General features: G+C 70.6%; 14 protein-coding genes and 2 pseudogenes. 3 read left to right on the top strand and 13 right to left on the bottom strand.

The window, feature by feature from the left end; translation table 11 throughout:
- Window positions 1-120: 120 nt before the first annotated feature.
- On the bottom strand, window positions 121-600 hold the full coding sequence (locus ABZS71_RS21735; protein WP_356212493.1) for a VOC family protein: 480 nt from the start codon (window positions 598-600) through the stop codon (window positions 121-123).
- A gap of 59 nt (window positions 601-659) precedes the next feature.
- A complete protein-coding gene (locus ABZS71_RS21730) occupies window positions 660-1,403 on the bottom strand; it encodes a MerR family transcriptional regulator (protein WP_356212490.1) in 744 nt (247 codons plus the stop codon).
- A gap of 137 nt (window positions 1,404-1,540) precedes the next feature.
- On the opposite strand from ABZS71_RS21730, the gene ABZS71_RS21725 reads away from it, so the two are divergent.
- Window positions 1,541-3,880, top strand: coding sequence for an excinuclease ABC subunit UvrA (locus tag ABZS71_RS21725; protein ID WP_356212487.1), 2,340 nt, complete (start codon window positions 1,541-1,543; stop codon window positions 3,878-3,880).
- Window positions 3,881-3,939: 59 nt separating this feature from the next.
- Here ABZS71_RS21725 and ABZS71_RS21720 read toward each other — a convergent pair whose 3' ends face one another.
- From ABZS71_RS21720 to ABZS71_RS21695, 6 genes are all read right to left on the bottom strand, one after another.
- Window positions 3,940-5,499 (bottom strand): PTS ascorbate transporter subunit IIC, encoded by a 1,560-nt coding sequence (locus ABZS71_RS21720; RefSeq protein ID WP_356212484.1) that lies wholly within the window; start codon window positions 5,497-5,499, stop codon window positions 3,940-3,942.
- A 21-nt stretch (window positions 5,500-5,520) separates the two neighbouring features.
- Window positions 5,521-6,318 (bottom strand): PTS sugar transporter subunit IIA, encoded by a 798-nt coding sequence (locus ABZS71_RS21715; RefSeq protein WP_356212505.1) that lies wholly within the window; start codon window positions 6,316-6,318, stop codon window positions 5,521-5,523.
- A 689-nt stretch (window positions 6,319-7,007) separates the two neighbouring features.
- Entirely contained in the window at window positions 7,008-8,597 is a 1,590-nt protein-coding gene (locus ABZS71_RS21710) for a cation acetate symporter (RefSeq protein ID WP_355859719.1), read from the bottom strand.
- Complete coding sequence (locus tag ABZS71_RS21705; RefSeq protein ID WP_356212481.1) at window positions 8,594-9,082, bottom strand: hypothetical protein; 489 nt, start codon at window positions 9,080-9,082, stop codon at window positions 8,594-8,596. The genes ABZS71_RS21710 and ABZS71_RS21705 overlap by 4 nt, the downstream gene beginning before the upstream one ends.
- Before the next feature lie 168 nt (window positions 9,083-9,250).
- On the bottom strand, window positions 9,251-10,402 hold the full coding sequence (locus ABZS71_RS21700; RefSeq protein ID WP_356212502.1) for a helix-turn-helix domain-containing protein: 1,152 nt from the start codon (window positions 10,400-10,402) through the stop codon (window positions 9,251-9,253).
- 405 nt (window positions 10,403-10,807) lie between these two features.
- On the bottom strand, window positions 10,808-11,254 hold the full coding sequence (locus ABZS71_RS21695) for a spore-associated protein A (RefSeq protein WP_355859715.1): 447 nt from the start codon (window positions 11,252-11,254) through the stop codon (window positions 10,808-10,810).
- A 192-nt stretch (window positions 11,255-11,446) separates the two neighbouring features.
- On the opposite strand from ABZS71_RS21695, the gene ABZS71_RS21690 reads away from it, so the two are divergent.
- Entirely contained in the window at window positions 11,447-12,295 is an 849-nt protein-coding gene (locus ABZS71_RS21690) for a lytic polysaccharide monooxygenase (RefSeq protein ID WP_356212478.1), read from the top strand.
- 160 nt (window positions 12,296-12,455) lie between these two features.
- Here the strand turns inward: ABZS71_RS21690 and ABZS71_RS21685 are convergent.
- A pseudogene (locus ABZS71_RS21685) lies at window positions 12,456-12,554 on the bottom strand (taurine dioxygenase); the annotation flags it as partial.
- Window positions 12,555-12,622: 68 nt separating this feature from the next.
- On the opposite strand from ABZS71_RS21685, the pseudogene ABZS71_RS21680 reads away from it, so the two are divergent.
- Window positions 12,623-13,024 (top strand): annotated as a pseudogene (locus tag ABZS71_RS21680) (endonuclease/exonuclease/phosphatase family protein); the annotation flags it as partial.
- 27 nt (window positions 13,025-13,051) lie between these two features.
- Here the strand turns inward: ABZS71_RS21680 and ABZS71_RS21675 are convergent.
- The 4 genes from ABZS71_RS21675 to ABZS71_RS21660 form a co-directional block, all read right to left on the bottom strand.
- Window positions 13,052-13,702 carry a response regulator transcription factor gene (locus ABZS71_RS21675; RefSeq protein ID WP_355859711.1) on the bottom strand — a complete coding sequence of 217 codons (651 nt, stop codon included), beginning with the start codon at window positions 13,700-13,702 and terminating at the stop codon, window positions 13,052-13,054.
- Window positions 13,666-14,958: a sensor domain-containing protein gene (locus ABZS71_RS21670; protein ID WP_356212499.1), complete on the bottom strand. Its 1,293-nt coding sequence runs from the start codon at window positions 14,956-14,958 to the stop codon at window positions 13,666-13,668. The genes ABZS71_RS21675 and ABZS71_RS21670 overlap by 37 nt, the downstream gene beginning before the upstream one ends.
- 150 nt (window positions 14,959-15,108) lie before the next feature.
- The gene (locus ABZS71_RS21665; protein ID WP_356212475.1) at window positions 15,109-17,616 is read right to left on the bottom strand and encodes an FtsX-like permease family protein; all 2,508 of its coding nucleotides are present in this window, start codon (window positions 17,614-17,616) and stop codon (window positions 15,109-15,111) included.
- Entirely contained in the window at window positions 17,616-18,416 is an 801-nt protein-coding gene (locus tag ABZS71_RS21660; protein WP_356212472.1) for an ABC transporter ATP-binding protein, read from the bottom strand. Before ABZS71_RS21660 ends, ABZS71_RS21665 begins: the two co-directional genes overlap by 1 nt.
- Window positions 18,417-18,638: the final 222 nt, after the last annotated feature.

The following is an 18,638-nucleotide window of genomic DNA, read 5'->3' as shown; positions in this document are numbered from 1 at the left end:
TCGTACGCGGTCTCGGCCTTGACCGGCAGCGAGGCGTCGATGCCGGCGGCGCGCGCCGGGTTCAGCCCGCTGTTGTAGTAGGCGGTCTGCCGGCATGCCGTACGGAGCCCGCCGCCTCGGCTACTCCCCCGCGTACGCCTTCTGGAGCGCGGCGATGTCCAGCTTCTTCATCGTGAGCATCGCCTCGGTGGCCCGCTTCGTCCTCTCCTGGTCGGGGCCGGTCATCATGTCGATGAGCGCGCTGGGGACGACCTGCCACGACACACCGAACGTGTCCCTCAGCCAGCCGCAGGCGACCTCCTCGCCGCCCTCGGAGAGCCTGTTCCAGTAGTAGTCCACCTCGTCCTGGTCGGCGCAGTGGATCTGGAACGACACGGCCTCGTTGAAGGTGAACTCCGGTCCGCCGTTGAGCGCGACGAACCTCTGCCCGTTGGCCTCGAACTCGACGGTCATCACGGCGCCGGCGGGGCCGGGACCGGCCTCGGTGTACCGGCCGATCCGTCCGAGCTGGGAGTTCTTGAAGATCGAGATGTAGTGCTGCGCCGCCTCTTCGGCCCGGCCGTCGAACCACAGGCATGTGGTGAATCCGTCACTGGCCATCGGGTGCCTCCTGCGATCGGGGAGTGCCTACCTGTACCGACCGCTCCCGCGCGGCAAACTCATCGCTCCTCGCCGGACCCTTTTGCCGACGGGTTCTCCGTGACGTAGTGGTGCAGCCGGCAGGAGCCCTCGAGCATGGCCGTGGCGCACTGGATCAGCTCCGCCTGACGTCGGGCGAGGGCCGCGCGCAGCGCGTCGCTGCTGCCGGTGCGGCGCAGTCCGTCGAGGACGGGCCGGATCTGGGGCAGCGGATAGCGGCCCTGGCGCAGCATGCTGATCATGCGCGCGTCCCTCACATCGGTCGCGCTGTAGGTGCGGTACGTGGTGCTCGGCTCACGCCGTGGGGCCAGCAGACCGGCGGACTCCCACACCCGCAGGGCCGAGGTGCGCACCCCGAGATGGGCGGCCACCTCGCCGATGCGCAGGGCCGACCGTGGCAGCGCGGGGCTGTCCGGGGTCTGCTCGGCGACCGCTTCGAGCGCCTCGCCCGTCGCCTGGAGGGACAGCCGCTGCTCGTGCAGTGCGGCATGGCCGGCGTTCACGAGGGTGAGCGCCTGGGGGAGATCTCCGGCGTGGACGGCCCGCATGACCGCGCGGGCGGTGTTGGTCCCGTATCCCTTCAGCAGGGCCTGGTAGGCCACCAGCGCCCGGCGGTGGCGGTCGTCGAGTCTGCGATAGCCGGCGGGGGTGCGGGCGGCCGGGGGGAGGATGCCCGCGTCGACGTAGTTGCGGATCTGCTGGGTGGAGATGCCCGCCATGCGCGCCAGATCGATGGGGCGAAGCCCGGTTTCCTTCACGCTCATGGGTCGGCACCTTTCCGGCGGGGGTTCTTCGTCGAGGGTTGATCGGCACGCTGAAGGTTATCGGGTGAACTCCGCAGCTCAGTAGGGCGGATGTCGTCAAAACTCTCAATGAGGACTTCAATGAAACACTTGAAGGTATGGATGTCAGCGAGAGCCAGTCACCCAGCGTTCCCAGCGTCCCGCACTACCACGACCTCCGCGGACCCGCTCCGGATCACACCGCCGCGGACAGCCACGGCCTCATCCGGGTCCGTGGCGCCAGGGAGAACAATCTGACCGGTGTTTCCCTCGATATCCCCAAGCGACGGCTCACCGTTTTCACCGGGGTCTCCGGCTCCGGTAAGTCATCACTTGTCTTCGACACCATCGCCGCGGAGTCACAGCGGCTGATCAACGAGACCTATACGGCCTTCGTGCAGTACTTCATGCAGACGCTCGGCCGCCCCGACGTGGACTCGCTGCGGAATCTGAGCGCCGCGATCATCGTCGACCAGGAGCGGATGGGGGCCAACTCCCGCTCCACCGTGGGCACCGCCACCGATGCCCACACCCTGCTGCGGATCCTGTACAGCCGGATCGGCACCCCCTACGTGGGGCCTCCCCTCGCCTTCAGCTTCAACACGGCCGAGGGCATGTGCCCCACGTGCGAGGGGCTCGGCAGGACCTCCGAGATCGACATCGACCAACTGGTCGACAGGGACAAATCGTTGAACGAGGGGGCGATCACCGTCCCCGGGTTCGGGGTGGACACCTGGTACTGGCAGGTGATGGCGCTCTCCGGCCTCTTCGACCCCGACACCAAGCTCAAGGACTACCCGCCCGACCAGTGGGAGGACTTTCTTCACAAGCCCGCCACCAAGGTCAAAGTGGGGAAGAACAATCTCACCTACGAGGGTCTGGTCACCAAGGTCCGGCGGCTGTATCTGGCCAAGGACCGGGAGTCGATGCAGCCCCAGGTGCGCGCGTTCGCCGATCGGGCGGTCGCCCTCACCCGCTGCGCGGCCTGTGACGGTACCCGGCTGAACGAGGCCGCCCGGTCCTCGCTCATCGACGGCCGCTCCATCGCCCAGTGCTCGGCCCTGCAGATCAGCGATCTGGCGGAGTTCATCCGGACCATCCGCCATGGATCCCTCGGCCCGATTCTGGAGACCCTGCGCGCGACGCTCGACTCGCTGGTCGAGATCGGCCTCGGATATCTGAGCCTCGACCGGGAGTCCGCCACGCTCTCCGGTGGCGAGGCCCAGCGGGTACGGATGGTCCGGCATCTCGGCTCCAGCCTGACCGATGTCACCTATGTCTTCGACGAGCCCACGGTCGGGCTGCATCCCCATGACATCCAGCGGATGAACGGTCTGCTGCTCCAGCTCCGCGACAAGGGCAACACGGTGCTGGTCGTGGAGCACAAGCCGGAGACGATCCGGATCGCCGACCATGTGGTCGACCTCGGCCCCGGCGCGGGCACGGCGGGCGGGCGGATCTGCTACGCGGGCGATGTGGCCGGGCTGCGCGCCTCCGACACCCTGACCGGGCGCTGTCTCGACCACCGCGTGCGGCTGCGTGAGAAGGTGCGACAGCCCGCCGGGCAGCTGCCGATCCGGGGCGCCCGGCGGCACAATCTGCGGGATGTGAGCGTCGATGTCCCCCTCGGTGTCCTCACCGTGGTCACGGGGGTCGCCGGGTCCGGCAAGAGCTCCCTGATCCACGGCTCGCTCTCCGGGCGGGACGGTGTGATCGTGGCCGACCAGTCGGCGATCCGTGGCTCCCGCCGTAGCAATCCCGCCACCTACACGGGGTTGCTCGACCCGATCCGGGCGGCGTTCGCCAAGGCCAACGGGGTGGGGCCCGGTCTGTTCAGCGCCAACTCCGAGGGCGCCTGCCCCGTCTGCAAGGGCATCGGGCTGATCTACACCGATCTCGCGATGATGGCCGAGGTGGCGTCGGTGTGCGAGGGCTGCGAGGGGAAGCGGTTCCGGCCGGAGGTGCTGTCGTACCGGCTGCGCGGCCGGAACATCAGCGAGGTCCTCGGGATGTCGGTGGCCGGGGCCCGTGAGTTCCTCACCACCGGTCGGGCGCGGGTGATCCTCGACCGCCTCGCCGCGGTGGGGCTGGGCTATCTCGGGCTCGGCCAGCCGCTCACCACCCTGTCCGGCGGTGAGCGGCAACGGCTCAAGCTCGCCATCCATATGGCGAGGAACGGCACGACCTATGTGCTGGACGAGCCGACCACCGGGCTGCATCTCGCCGATGTGGACCAACTGCTCGCTCTGCTCGACCGTCTGGTGGACTCCGGCAACACTGTCGTCGTCATCGAGCACCACCAGGCCGTGATGGCCCATGCGGACTGGATCATCGACCTCGGGCCGGGGGCGGGCCACGACGGCGGTCAGGTGGTCTTCACCGGCACCCCCGCAGAACTCGTCGACACGGGCACCTCCCTCACCGCCGTGCATCTGCGCGACTACGTCAGCCGAACGTAGCGTGCCCCGTGGCCGGTGGTCCCGAGCCCGGTTTCGGGACCACCGGTGCGGCGTCGTCCTCAGCGAGGCGGCGGGGGTACGGGCGCGCCCTCGGGGGGCGGGATCTTCGCGTATGAGGCGGGGGCCGTGTCCGCCACGGCGGGCGCCGCCGCGGCATCCCGTGGCATCAGGGCGTCACGGGCCGCGCCCGGGTCCCAGCCCGTCTCGACCACACGCTTCTGCACCAGGATGGCCGCGCCCAGCACCGCGAGACCGATGAGCAGGATGACCACGAGACCGGCGGCGCCACCGGCCTTCCCGGCGTTGCCGATGAGCGCGCCCAACCAGCCGAAGTCGGCGTCGCCGAACGTGGTGTTCTGATCGCCGAACGCGCCGAGCACCTTGAGCAGCAGGGCCGGCAGGAAGGTGATGAGCACACCGTTGAGGAACGCGCCCACGGCCGCGCCGCGCCGGCCGCCCGTCGAGTTGCCGTAGACCCCCGCCGCGCCACCGGTGAAGAAGTGCGGGACGAGACCCGGCAGCACCAGGGCGAGGCCGAAGGCCGGGTTGAAGACCCAGGTGAGCAGGGCGAGGCTGACCAGGCCGCCGGTGAAGCTGGAGATGAAGCCGATCAGTACCGCGTTCTGCGCGTACGGGAAGACGATCGGCGCGTCCAGGGCGGGCAGGGCGCCCGGCACGACCTTGCGCGCGATGCCCTGGAAGGCGGGGACGAGCTCGCCGAGGATCGTACGGACACCGAAGAGGATGACCGCGACGGCGATGCCGAACTGGAGGCCCTGCATCACCGAGCGCATCAGATAGTTGCCGGCGTCGGTGGCCACGTCGCCGGTTCCGGTGGCGGTGGCGAACGCCTTGAAGGCGGTCTCCTCCCCCGCCTTGACGAGGTAGAGCACCGCCATGACCAGATAGATCAGCAGCATGGACAGGGCGGTGGCCACCATCGAGTCGCGCAGAAAGCGCAGGCCCTCGGGGAGCCTCATCTCCTCGGTGGAGCGGCTGCGCTTGCCGACCACCTTTCCGGCCGCGCCCGCGACGATGTATCCGGCCGTGCCGAAGTGTCCGATGGCCACGGTGTTGTTCCCGGTGACGCGCTTGGTCCACGGATGCGCGAAGGCGGGCATCGCGACCAGCATGATGCCGAGCAGTACTCCGCCGACCGCCACCACGGCGACGGTCGAGTGCTCGACGTTCGCCAGGACCACGGTCAGCAGTGTCGCCATGAACAGCATGTGGTGGCCGGTCAGAAAGACATAGCGCAGCGGGGTGAAGCGGGCCAGCAGCAGGCTGACCACAAAGCCCAGGATCATCAGCCAGGCGACGCGTGAGCCGAATTGGTCCTGGGCGATGCCGACGATGGCCTCATTCGTCGGGATGACGCCGTGTGCGCCCGTAACGCCCTGGATCATTTTTCCCAGCGGAGCGAGGGAGTCGGTGACCAGTCCCGCTCCCGCGCCGATCAGCAGAAAGCCGAGGGTCGCCTTGATGGCGCCACCGACGATCTGTCCGGTGCTCTTCTTCATCGCGATGAGTCCGACGGCGGTGATGATGCCGATCAGATACGCGGGTTCGCTCAGTATCTCGTTGACGAGAAACGTGGCGAGGGTGACAAACCAGCCCATGATGCTTTTCTGTTCCCGTCGTCAGACGTCGTACGTGTCCCGGAGCACCGCGTCCACCTCGGCGGTGCTTGTGAAGTCCTGGATGACCTTCACCGGCCGTCCCACATCCCCCAGGGTCCTGGCGATCTCACGCGAGGTGAGCAGGGCCACGGCCTCGGACGCCTTGCCCTTCGCCGAGATGGTGTCGGTGGCCTCGACGGTGATGAACGCCGACCAGCCCCAGCGGTCCAGGACCTGCTCCAGGGTGTTCTTGAGGAACAGGCTGGTGCCCACGCCGTTGCCGCATACGGTGAGGATCTTGTGCATCGAGGACGCCGTGGAGCCCGGTGTCGCCCGGGGTTTCTCCGGTGCGGTGTCGGCGGGGGCCTGGCCATCGCCGGTGAGGACCGTGTACAGGGCCTCGGGGGTGGGAGCCGCCGCGAGGGCGGCCGTTGTACCGGGGTCGCCCAGCAGCCGCGCCAGGCCGGCCATCGCGGAGGTGTGCGCACCGGAGTCCTGGGCGGCGAGGGCCACGACCAGGGTGACGGGGTCGTTGGACTCGTGCCCGAATTCCACCGGTTCGGCGAGCCGGACCCAGGACATCCCGGTTTTCCGCACGGCGGGGGACGGCCGGGAGTGGGCGAAGGCCACGCCCGGGGCTATGACGATGTACGGCCCGTTCTCCTCGACGTTGGCGACCATCTCGCCGGTGTACTCATCGGTGGTGACGCCCGTTTCCACCATGAGACCGCCGGCGATTCCGATCGCCTCACGCCAGTCGGCCGCCCGGACATCGAGCCGGATGGACTCGACGGGGAGCATGTCAGTGAGGTCTTCCATGCACGGCATCTTTCCTGACCCGCCCAAGCCACACTCCGGCGGTACCCCCCATTCCGAATGTGAAGGACGCGGACCAATGAACGCGCCGGCGAGCGCGGCGAGTAACTGAAAGCCAGCGGCGGTCAGGAGGGCGGCGCGGAGGGAGCGGGTGGCTGGCGGGCCGGCGACGGCGGCGCCCAGGGCGAAGCCGGTGATTTTCAGGCTGGCACCCGTGGTGAAGATCTGGCCGCGCAGATGGCCGGGTCCCTCGCGGTGGCGGATCGCGAACAGGGCCGTGAGCTGAGGGCCTTCGGCGGCGCCGGTGAGCAGCATGGCGGCGATGAGGAGAGCCGGGACACCGGTGGCCGCGAGAGGGGGCGGTGGCGAGGAGAAGGGTGCCGCAGCGGATGACGGTGTCCGGGCGCAGCGGGGGTGGCGGGAGAGCACGGCGTTGGCCGCGATGGCCGCGGCGGTGGCGGTGGCGGTGGCGGTGGCGGTGGCGGACAGGAGGAGCGCCCCGCGGTCGGCACCGCCGAGGACGTCCGCGCCCAGCAGAGGACAGCAGGTGACGAGCGCGCCCTGGCCCATGCGTGAGATCACGGAGGTGGTGGTCGCGCGGGCCAGGGGCCGGATGCGGGCGATGGCGCGGAGCCCGGCGGCAGCGGGACGCCGCCCGGACCGTGGGAGCGTACTTCCAGGGGCCGCGGGGCTCAGCCGGTGTGCATCGCGTAGGGCGCGTCTGCCGGCCCGGGGGTCTGGATGTGGCGCGGCCGGCGGCCGAAGCGGGAGCCGAGCCAGCCGAGGAGGAAGCCGGCGGGGATGGTGAGGAGGCCGGGGTTGCGGAGGGCGAACCAGTGGAAGTCGCGGTCGGGGAAGACCGCCAGGGGGTTGCCGGAGACGGCCGGAGAGAAGGTTATGGCGAGGACGGTGAGGGCGAGGCCGCCGTACAGGGCCCAGCGGAAGCCGGTGATGGTGAAGCCGGGCCACATGGTTCCGAAGAACAGCACGGGGGCCAGGGCCGACGCGGACGCCGCGAAGGTGAAGGAGATCAGGACCTGGCGGTCCCAGTGCTGGGTCGCGATGGCGAGGACGACGGCCGTGATGCCGACGGCCACGATCGCGGTACGGGCGGCGGCGAGTTCCCGGTCCGGGGAGAGCCGGCCCTTGAACATGACCTTGGCCAGGACGTCATGGGCGAGGGAGGCCGCGGCGGCCAGGGTGAGTCCGGCGACCGCCGCGAGGGTGGTGGCGATCACCGCGCAGGCGACCATGGTGAAGATCAGGCTGCGGTGGGCCGATTGGGCCTCGGGGTCGAGCGCGCGGGTCAGGAGCAGCAGGGAGTTGCCGCCGGTGGGGTCGGAGGCACGGAGCGTACGGGCGCCGACGATGGCGGTGGCTCCGGCGCCGACGATCACGATGAGTCCGAGGACGGTGGTGACGGCGCCCACGGCCCAGGTGGTGGCGGCGCGGGCGGCCTGTACGCCGCGGATCGGGTGGAGCCGCATGGTGAGGTGGGGCATGCAGGCCGCGCCGACGGCGAGGGTGAGCTGGACGCTGATGACGTCCATCCGCCCGCCGGCGGAGTCGCCGTACTGACGGCCGGACTGCCAGAAGGCGTCGCCGTAGCCGCTGGCGTCGGCCGCGGCGCCGAAGAGGGTGGCCGGGTTCCAGGAGAAGCGCTGCAGCACCAGCGCGGCGAGGAGGACGAAGGCGACGAGCAGCAGGACGGTCTTGAGGATCTGGATGAAGCCGGTGCCCTTCATGCCGCCGAGAGCGGCGTAGCAGACCATGAGGGAGCCGATGAAGATGATGCAGCCGGTGACCGCACCGCTGCCGGGGATGCCGAGCAGCAGCGCCATCATGTTCCCGGCGCCGCCCAGCTGGACCAGCAGCAGCGGCATGGTGACCACCAGCGCCACGAAGGCGGTGCCGATACGGGCGGGGCGTTCGCTCAACCGCTCGGAGAGGACGTCGCCGAGGGTGAACCGCCCCCGTCCGCACAGGGGGCCGGCCATCAGCAGCATGAAGAGAAGGATCGAGAGCACGGTGGACGAGGCGATGAGGACGCCGTCGAAACCGGCCATGGCGATGGTGCCGGTGGTGCTGAGCACGGTGGCGGCGGAGATGTAGTCACCGGCGATGGCCAGGCCGTTCTGCATCGGGCTGAGCCCACCGGTGCCGAGATAGAACTCGGTGGGGTCGTCCTGGCCGGTGGCCGCGAGAATGCAGAGCAGAAACGACACGGCGATAAAGCCGGCGAAGAGCACGAAGGCCAGGGTTCTGGGGTCGAGGAAGCTCACCGCTCCACCTCCCCCGCGCCGACGGCCTGCCGGTGGGACCGGGCGAGGATGGTGAGCAGCACCCCGGCGTCCATGCCGACCAGCAGGGCGCCGACGGTGAATCCGCCGCCCGCCCCGATGTTGACGACGCCTTCGGCGGCGCAGTTCACCACCACGGCGGCCGCATGGCAGGTGAGCGCGGCGCAGGCGGCCCGCGCCGTCCACGGCCACGGCCGCTGCCACGGTGAGCGCCGCGCGTGCGGGGGTGGTGCGGCGGGGCGGGGCGGGATCGCGCTCGGGTTCGGGTTCGGGTTCGGGTGCATCGTGCTCGCGTACGGCGGCGTCGCGCTCGCCGGCCGAGGCGGCATCGCGGTCGGCGGCATCGCGGCGTCGTACCCCGATGCCGTAGGGCGCCCCGGCGCCGCATGACGTCCTGGTGCCGCCACGGTGGTGTGCATCGGGCGCGGCCTGATGGGCGGGCCCCAGGGGTGATCGTGGTCGGACATCTCGCGGCTCCTCGTGGCGGGTTCCGTCCTTTCCGGATGGACGGAACCGCCACCACAGCAGGTCAGCGCGATCGCGTACACCCCAACCGCCGGACCGCGTGGCAGGGGCACATGTTCCCCCCGCCGTGATTGTGCACGCCCACACTCTTCCCGGTCATGGGGCCCTTCTCAGGGCACCAGCAGACGGTGTGCCGCCAGGGCGAGCGACAACTCGACGACGGTGCGTGGGCGGTCCAGCGACCGTCCGGTCAACTGCTCGTAGCGGCGGAGCCGGTTGAGTACCGTATTACGGTGGCAGAACAGCAGCTGGCCGGCGCGGCGTGCCGATCCCTCGGCCTCCAGCCACGCGGCCAGGGTTGTCAGCAGCATCTCCCGGTCGGTGGGTTCGAGTGCCAGGACGGGCCCGAGCATGCGCTCGGTGAGCGCCACGCCGAGATCCGGGGACGACACCACCAGGGCCTCCGGATAGTGCTCGTCCAGCAGCGCCGCCTCCCCGGGGGCGGGGCGGGTGCGCAGGGCCGTATCGGCGAGCCGGCGGGCGGTGTTGACGGCGGCGAGGCCGGTCACGGCGGGGCTGACCCCCGCCCGTCCGGCGGGTGGCACCGTCAGGGCGCGCACCAGCTCCTCCGGGCCGGTGTCGCCGAGCAGCACGATGGCGTGGGCGGTGCCCTCCCCGGTATGCCACACCGTAGGGCGGCCGCCGTACACCTCCGGCGGGCGCGGCGCGCGGGGCGCCACGTCGGCGTCCTCCAGCGCCACGACCGCGTAACGCCCCTGCTCGGGGAGGCCGAGAACCTCTTCCGCCTCGGGGAAGTCGCTCACCCGGGCCGTGCCGTCGAGCAGGGCCGCGACGATGAGCCGGTAGCGGTTCTCGCGGTGCCAGGCGAGCTGCCGTCCGACCTCGTGGTACGCCTCGGCGACAAGGGTGCAGTGCTCGTCGACGAAGTTCCATACGTCGGCGGCGACGTGGACCAGCGAGCGGGCACCGAGCGGATCGTCCCGCGAAGCCGTCTCCAGGAGGTGCTCCCAGACGACGGTGCAGCCGATCCGGAAGGCGTGCAGCAGCGCGTCCAGCGGAAAGCCCTGGGCGGCGCGCTCGGCGCCGATCCGCCAGGAGCACGATCTGGCCGCCTCGCGCGTCTCCTTCGGATACAGCAGCGAGCGTACGTTGTTGCTCAGCGAGTCATGGACCTCCCGCCACAGCTCATGCGAGTCGACGCAGGTGGAACGGTAGACGGGCTCCCGCTCCTTCATCAGGGCGACGATGCGGTCCGTCAGCCGCGGCAGCTCGTCGACGAGTACGCGAGCGGTGCGGTGCAGCAGCGCGACGGCCTCGGCATCGGCCCGCGACGGTATCGGCGGACGGGCGGCGGGCATCCGGGGCAACGACCGGACCCGGTCGGGGGACAGGCGGGTGGCGGGGCGGCCCGTGGCGGGGACGGAGGGGCGGGAGCCGGTGACTGGGTGCATGACGTTCCTCCACCTGTGACGTGCAAAGTGCAGCTCAACGCGGCAGCGTGAGGCCACGGCCAGGTTTGATACCAGAGCCTCACCGCAATTGCACCACCGGCATACCGCATGGTCGGTGGCTTCCGCGAATTCGGTTCGGCGCGTCACCGTCATCGTTCCCGAGGAAAATTCGCGGCGGCCACTGCGATCAGTGGCCGCCGCGCCCCCGTTATGGGCGAGCGGAGCCCGCCGATGTGTGTGAGGTGCGGGCCGGGCTTACCAGCCCTTGGTCACGCGGTGGGCCGTCAGGGCTCCGCAGTTCGACCCGTACGTCCAGGTGGACTGGTTGTCGATACCGCCGGCCCAGTCCACGCACTTGCCGCGCCCGTTGCCGTACACCGGACCCGCGTACGTCGTGTACGCCCCGCCGTCCTCCGCCGACTCGTCGGCACCCTGCACATAGAGGTAGGCGAACATCGGGACCGGCTTGCCCGCGGTGTTCCGGACGGTGACCACGCAGTTCTTGCCCTTGGCGGAGTTGTAGGTGAGGAAGACGGTGCCCTTCGTCCCGATGGGCGCCGAGTTCACCACCTTGTACCCACTGCCGCACACCCCGTTGTACGCCGCCTTGGTGGCGGCCGAAGCCTGCGGTGTCAGGGCCACGGTGCCGGCGACGGCGGAGGCGAGGACCGCCGCGGCGGCCATACCACGAGAAAACTTCATTTATCCCCCTTGTGATCACAGGCGCTGTTTGCGTCTGTCTAGGTGACATGTGGGGGCCAGGGATGGTTGTACGCCTCGGACTACTTCTCCGACGGCGATGCGACGGCACATTGAACGGACCGCCCGGACGCCGCGTACTACGCGGGGCGGGCGACCGGCCCGCCGCGACCGGAGCCAGGAGGGCTGCATCGGATGACCTCGCACCGCACCACCACGGTGGCCGCTCTCCTCGGGGCGGTGCCCTGTCTGCTCACGGCGCTGGCCGCGCAGCCCGCCCAGGCGCACGGCGCCCCGACGGACCCGATCAGCCGTACGGTGGCCTGCTCCCCCGAGGGCGGGCGCAGCGCGCGGTCGGCCGCGTGCGAGGCGGCCGGGGCGGCGGGCGGCCAGGGGCAGGCCGACTGGGACAATCTGCGTGTCGCGGGTGTCGGGGGCAAGGACCGGAAGAAGATTCCCGACGGAAAGCTGTGCAGCGCGGGGCTCGACGCGTACAAGGGTCTCGATCTGGCGCGGGTCGACTGGCCCTCGACGCGGCTGACCGCGGGGGCGGACCTCACCCTCACCTACCGGTCGACGATCCCGCACACGGGGACCTTCGAGCTGTATCTGACCAAGCGCGGCTACGATCCGGCGCGGCCGCTGAAGTGGTCGGATCTGGACGCGAAGCCGTTCGCGACGGCCAAGGACCCGGCGCTGGCCGACGATGCCTACCACATCAAGGCCACGCTGCCGTCCGACCGGACCGGCCGTCAGCTGCTCTATACGATCTGGCGCAACACCAGCACGTCCGACACCTATTACTCCTGCTCCGACGTCGTGCTGAGCGCCTCGGGCTCCTCGGCCCCCTCGCCGTCCTCCTCCTCACCGGCGAGTCCGCCGGCGCGGGGCGCCTCCGCCTCCGCCTCCGCGCCCGCCTCCGTGACCGCGTCAGAGGGCGACGACGAGGACTCCACGCCCATGCTGCTCGCGAGTGGCGCGGCGGTGCTGGTGCTCGGAGCGGGTGTCGCGGCCACCGTACGACGGCGCCGCCCGGGCCGATGACCTGGGGCCGGTGCGGTGTCCCCTACCGGTAGCCGTGCCGGGCGGTGACGTGCCGCGGCCAGTAGCGCTCGTCGGCCGCGGGCCGGTACTCCTTCCGGCGCGGGGCGTCGCCGGTGGGCTCGTCGGCGAGGACGTCACGCTCGGCCCCTGCGGTGTCCGGTTAGTCGTTGAGGGCCAGACGCCGGGTGGCGCGGTTGTCCCACCTCGCCACGTCACCCGGCTGCCAGCGGTAGCGGCAGCTGAACCGGGGCGACTCGGAGTGCTCGAAGAGGTACTGGAGGAGGGCGTCGCTCTCCGGGCGGCTGAGCTGCGGGACACGACCGGCACACCGGCACGGAGTTCTACGCGCTGAACACCCATCTCGACCACCGCGGCGGGCACGCCCGCGAGCGCTCCGCCGCCCTGATCACCGAACGGCTCGGCGGTCTGGACGCCGCCCTCCCCCGCGTCGTCACGGGTGACTTCAACGTGGCCGCCCACGGCAACCCGGTCTACGACGCGATGCTGAACGGCGGGTCGCTCGTGGACTCGTGAGACAGCGCCGAGCGGCGCGGCGCGCAGTACGCGACCTCTCACGGCTATCGTCCGCTGGTCCCGGACGGCGACCGGATCGACTGGATCCTCACCTCGCCCGGTGTCCGCACCCGCTACGCCGCCATCAACACCTTCTCCCTGGACGGCCAGTTCCCCAGCGGCCATCTGCCGGTGCAGGCGATCCTTGAGCTGTGAGGCGAGCTGTGACGCGCACTGTGAGGGTCAGGAGGTGTTGTTGAGGTAGGCGAGCACCGCCAGCACCCGCCGGTTGCTGTCGCTGTCCTGCGGCAGCATCAGCTTGGCGAAGATGTTGGAGATGTGCTTGGCCGCCGCTCCCTCGCTGACGAAGAGGCGCTGGGCGATGGCCGTGTTGGAGCATCCCTCGGCCATCAGCTCCAGGACCGTCCGCTCCCGGGCGGTCAGCGTGCCCAGCGTCTCGTCGCGGGAGTGGCTGCCCATGAGCTGGGCGACCACGGAGGGGTCCATGGCGGTGCCCCCGGCCGCCACCCGGCGGATGGCGTCGATGAACTGGTCGTTGTCGAAGACGCTGTCCTTGAGGAGGTAGCCGATCCCGCCCGTCCCGTCGGCCAGCAGCTCCCGTGCGTACATCGGCTCGACATGCTGGGAGAGCACGAGGATCGGCAGACCTGGGCTGTCCCGCCTGGCCTTCAGGGCCGCCTGCAGCCCCTCGGTGGTGAACGTGGGCGGCAGCCGAACGTCCACGATCGCGATGTCGGGGCGGTGTTCGGTGAGCGCCGTGGCCAGATCCTGGCCGTTGTCCACCGCTGCCGCGACCTCGAATCCGTATGCCTCCAGCAGCTGGATGAGCCCCTGCCTCAGGAGGAAGAGGTCTTCGGCGAGGACAACGCGCACGGCATCTCCATCTTCGTTACGGTCGGGCCGCCCGGCGGGCTGCTGATGTCCATGGTTCCGTCGAAGGCCGCCAGCCGGCGGCGGATGCCCTCGAGCCCGCTGCCCGCCCCCAGCACGGCGCCGCCCCGGCCGTCGTCCGTGACCCGGGCGGACAGCACGCCGTGCTCTTGCCGGACGACGATGTCGACACGGTCCGCCTCCGCGTGCTTCAGCGCGTTGGTCAGCAGCTCGGAGACGGAGAAGTACATCGCGGACTCGACCGGCGCGGGCAGTTCACCCAGGATGTCGACCGTGACCTCGACGGGCAGCGGGCTCGCGATGCCGAGCGCGCGCAGCGCGTCGGCGAGCCCCCGCTCGGCGAGCACCGGCGGATGAATGCCGCGCACCAGATCGCGCAGCTCGCGCAGGGCCAGTACGGAGGAGGCGCGGGCGTCCCGCAGCAGCCGGCGCGCCTCGTCGGAGTTGTCCTCCATATGGCGGTCGACCGCCCCCAGCGTCATGCCCAGGCCGACCAGCCGGGCCTGGGCGCCGTCGTGCAGATCGCGCTCGATCCGCCGCAGTTCGGCGGCCTGGGTGTCGAGCGCCCCGGACCGGGTCTCGGCGAGGTGGCGCACCCGGGAGGCGAGCAGGGTGCGCTCGGTGGGGCCGAGGAGGAAGCGGGTGAAGTACGCATGCGCCTTGAGGGTGAGCGGGCTGACCCACAGCCAGGCGAGGAACACACAGCCCGCCAGCAGCGCGGCCACCCCCGCGGTCGGCCAGTTGTGCACCGTGATGCCCGCGTACCAGCGGCCGGTGCCGTTGGCGCCCAGGATGGGCTTCCAGAGGCCGCCGGCCACCGCGAGCCCTTCCAGCACGTAGTAGAGCAGCGCGGCCGGCAGGAAGCCGATCATGCCGACCACCGTGTTGAGCAGCAGCCACAGCAGGTCGCGCCAGGTGGCCGGGTCGGTGAGGATCCACTTGCAGCGGCGCATCCAGCCGACGATGTCCTTCTCGAACTCCTGCGGAACCGGCTGGTACGGGATGTCCACCCGGACCCCCGACCGCCCGGCGGTCCGCCGGCTCGCGTTGCAGAGCCGGCGGACCGCTTTGGTGACGATCGGCAGCGCGACCGCCCCGATGCCGATGATGAACAGGATCACGAAATACGTGGTCGTCAGGAAGAGTGCCAGGGAGGCCATGGTCCCCAGGGCGATCACCACGCCGACCGCCGTGTCGACGGCGGCGCGGCGCACCCGGGCGCGCCAGTCGCCAAGCACGCTTCTCACCCTTGCTCCGCTCGTGACGGCAGCGATTCCGCTTCCTGGTCTCGCTGCGCTGTCGAGGAATTTCATCGTACGGGAGGCCACGTTTCGCTCACAACCGGTCACCGTTCGCTGCCCGTTGGCAACCTCGGTCCTGTCATGCCGTCATGCCGTCGTCACCGTCTCGATGGGCGGGGTGCGCATACCGCGCCAGGTGGGGTACAGCGTCGCGCCGAAGATCAGCAACAGCGATCCGCCGACGATCCCGAGGTAGATGCCGATCGAGCCCGAGGGCAGCAGCGAGTCGTTCTTGACCAGGCTGTACGGGACGATGGTCATCGCCGAGGCGATGGTGCCGAGCACCGTGGCGATGATGGCCACCAGGGCGCCCTCGACGGTCAGCATGCCCATCACCTGGGCGCGGGTGGCCCCGGTCAGCCGCTGGAGCCCGAATTCCGTACGCCGCTTGCGGGTTACCGCCACCAGGGTGTTGACCACGGTGATGGCCGCGTATCCGACGATCATGGCGACGATCGTGTAGTTCGCCGAGACCAGGATCTGCTGGATCTGGTTGTTGCTGCCGGAGAGCGAGGAGCGGTCGGTCACCTCGGTGCCCGGCCGGCCCGCGGCGAGCGAGGTGAGCTCCGTCCCCAGCTTGGCGGTGTCGGTGCCGGGCGCGGCCTTCACCAGGATCTGCTGCGGCAGTCCGTCGGTGGTGTGCGGGGCGAGCACGGCCGAGGGCAGCAGCAGATAGCGCTGCTTGGGGTTGTCGGTGTAGAGCGCGACGACCTTCGGGCTGACGTGGGTGCCGTCGCCGAGGACCACCGGCAGCTTGTCGCCGAGCCCCACGCCGAACGTCTGCGCCTGCTGGTCGGAGAGCGCCACCGTGTCGCCGCGCAGCTTGTCGAGCGAGCCGGAGACGGGGCGGACGTCCAGGTTCTGCCGGACACCGTCGGCCGACACGCCGCGCAGGGCCGTGTCCGCGCCGTCCACGTATCCGCGTGTGGTGACCAGCTCGGACGCGGCCGCCACTCCGGGCCGGTGACGGACCTCGTCGGTGACGCCGGGGGCGAAGCCGCCGGCGTGGGAGTCGAGGACGTAGTCGGAGAGGATGTTCTCGGAGTAGCTGCGGGCGGAGACGTCGTCCTCGGTGGACTGCATGTACAGGGTGCCGGTGGCGATGGCGATGAGCATCACGATGGGCGCCACCGCGCCGGCCATCCGGACGTTGCTCGTCATGGCGTTGCGGAGGGCGAGGTAGCCGGAGAGGCCGGACACCAGGCGGATGGGCGGGCGCAGGACCGCCACCATGGCCTTGGCGATCCCGGGGGCGAGCATCGCGACACCGATGCTGAAGAGGACGGAGGCCGGGCCCGCGGTGCTCGCGAGGGTGGGGCCGTCCTCCATGACGGTGGCCGTGACGACGGACAGGGAGACGCCGTTGACGATGAAGAACAGGGCGAGCAGCAGCCGGGGGACGGTGAACCAGCGGCCGTCGGTGGCGCTTTCGGCGAGCGCCGCGACCGGTTCGGTCCTCGCGGCTCGCCGGCCGGCGAACCGGGTGGCCGCCGCGGCGGCGACGATCGCGGTGGCGGCGCCGACGGCGATGGGCATCCAGCCCTCGTGGAAGACGATGGCCGAGGCCACGACGCCGCTGTCGGTGAGCACCCCGAACAGGGCCTTGCCGATGAGATAACCGGGTGCGATCGCGAGGGCGGTGGCCGCCACCGACAGCACGGCGGTCTCGCACACGATCATCCGGCGGAGCTGCTGGGAGGTGGTGCCGATCGCCCGCAGCAGGGCCATCTCGCGCGACCGCTGCTGGAGGGAGAGGCCCACCGTGGAGGCGACGCCGAACATCACGATGAGGACCATCGAGCTGCCGAAGATGGCCGCCAGGATGACCACCGTGCGCTGACTGGCCATGGTGCCGGGCAGTTCGGCGAGGCCGCGCCGCTCACCGGTGAGGACCTCGGCCTTACCGTCCACCGCCGACGTGACGGCGGTGGTCAGCGAGGACACATCGGTGCCCGGCCCCGGCAGGACGCCGATGGAGTCGATCCGGCCGTTCGCGCCGGCCAGTTGCCTGGCCTCGGCGGCGGAGAAGAACAGCGCGGCATCCGGGTTGGCGTCGCCCTGCTGGGTCGCGATTCCGGCCACCCGGTAGCTGTGGGTGGCACCTCCTACGGCCACGTCGACGCGTGAGCCGACGGACGCTCCCGCGTCCTTGGCGAGCTCAGCGTCGAGGACCACCTCACCCGGGCGCGCGGGGGTCGCGCCCTGGGCGAGGCGGTACGGGGTCAGCTGGGCGCTGCCCCAGTCGTGGCCGTAGGAGGCGGACTCGTCACCGACCGGCTTGCGATCGGCGAGTACGGTGGCCGGGAACGACACATCCCCGATGGCCTTGCGCACACCGGGGACCGCGCCGACGCGGTCCACCAGGGCGGCGTCGATCCGGTTGCGCTCGGTGAGCGCGGAGGAGCCGTCCTTCTGCTGACCGGTCACCACGATGGGTGCCCGGCCGAGCCGTTGCGGCTCGGCGTTCATCCGGACGCCGGTCTCCATCAGGCCACCGCAGGCCATGACGATCGCGGCGCCGAGGAACATCGCGACGAAGGTGGCGATGAAGCTCGTCTTGCGGAACTTCAGGGTGCGAAACGCGAGCGCCCACATCAGTAGTGCCCTCCCGCCACACCGGCGTGCGGCTGCTGGGGCTCGTCGTCCCAGGCGCCGAGGCGGGTCATGCGCGCCGCGACCGCGTCGGCGGTCGGCCGGTGCAGTTCGCCGACGAGCCGGCCGTCGGCGAGGAACACCACGCGGTCGGCGTACGAGGCGGCCACCGGGTCATGGGTGACCATGACGAGGGTCTGTCCGCCGGCGGTCACGGACTCGCGCAGCAGCGCGAGCACCGACGCGGCGGTCCGGGTGTCCAGGGCGCCCGTGGGTTCATCGGCGAAGACCACGGCCGGCCGGGTGACCAGGGCGCGGGCGATGGCCACGCGCTGCTGCTGGCCGCCGGAGAGCTGGCTGGGCAGATGGTCGAGCCGCTCGGCGAGCCCGACCCGCTGGACCACCTGGGAGATCAGATTCCGGTCCGGCTTCTTCTTGGCCAGCTGCAGCGGCAGCATGATGTTCTGCATAACCGTGAGTGCCGGCAGAAGGTTGAACGCCTGGAATACAAAGCCGATGCGGTCACGGCGCATTTTGGTGAGCCGCACCTCGTCGAGATCGGCGAGATTCACTCCCCCGACCTGCACCCCTCCTGAGGTCGGCCGGACCAGGCCGGCGGCGCAGTGCAGGAAGGTGCTCTTCCCGGATCCCGACGGGCCCATGACGGCGGTGAAGGTGCCGGCGCCGAAACTCATGGTCAATTCCCTCAGCGCGGCGACCTTGTTGTCGTCCTTGCCGTAAATCTTCGCAACAGACTCCAGCCTCACTGCCGCAGTCTGCTGAGAGTTGTCTCGTGTGTGCACTGAGGCTCCCCACCAGAAGTCACGCGTTACGCGATGTTGAGAACAACCGTAGAAGCGGCGGTGCGCCGCCGCACTGGGCTTGGTTGGCGGATCGGGGGTAGAACTTTCTCTACCTTCCGCGTCATGTCCGCCACCCCCGCGCTGGTGGGCCGCGGGCTCGGGGACCCACAGCAGGATCTCGCCACGGCGTCAAGGGGGCATAACCTTCCCCCGGGCGGCAAT

This window comes from Streptomyces sp. NPDC005393 (assembly GCF_040606675.1).
Classification (GTDB): Bacteria; Actinomycetota; Actinomycetes; order Streptomycetales; family Streptomycetaceae; genus Streptomyces.
This window is presented reverse-complemented; position numbering and strand designations above follow the sequence as displayed.

Coding starts and splice junctions, on each gene's coding strand:
- ABZS71_RS21735 (WP_356212493.1), bottom strand. CDS start 600: ATGGCCAGTGACGGATTCACCACATGCCTGTGGTTCGACGGCCGGGCC.
- ABZS71_RS21730 (WP_356212490.1), bottom strand. CDS start 1,403: ATGAGCGTGAAGGAAACCGGGCTTCGCCCCATCGATCTGGCGCGCATG.
- ABZS71_RS21725 (WP_356212487.1), top strand. CDS start 1,541: ATGGATGTCAGCGAGAGCCAGTCACCCAGCGTTCCCAGCGTCCCGCAC.
- ABZS71_RS21720 (WP_356212484.1), bottom strand. CDS start 5,499: ATGGGCTGGTTTGTCACCCTCGCCACGTTTCTCGTCAACGAGATACTG.
- ABZS71_RS21715 (WP_356212505.1), bottom strand. CDS start 6,318: ATGGAAGACCTCACTGACATGCTCCCCGTCGAGTCCATCCGGCTCGAT.
- ABZS71_RS21705 (WP_356212481.1), bottom strand. CDS start 9,082: ATGTCCGACCACGATCACCCCTGGGGCCCGCCCATCAGGCCGCGCCCG.
- ABZS71_RS21695 (WP_355859715.1), bottom strand. CDS start 11,254: ATGAAGTTTTCTCGTGGTATGGCCGCCGCGGCGGTCCTCGCCTCCGCC.
- ABZS71_RS21690 (WP_356212478.1), top strand. CDS start 11,447: ATGACCTCGCACCGCACCACCACGGTGGCCGCTCTCCTCGGGGCGGTG.
- ABZS71_RS21665 (WP_356212475.1), bottom strand. CDS start 17,616: ATGTGGGCGCTCGCGTTTCGCACCCTGAAGTTCCGCAAGACGAGCTTC.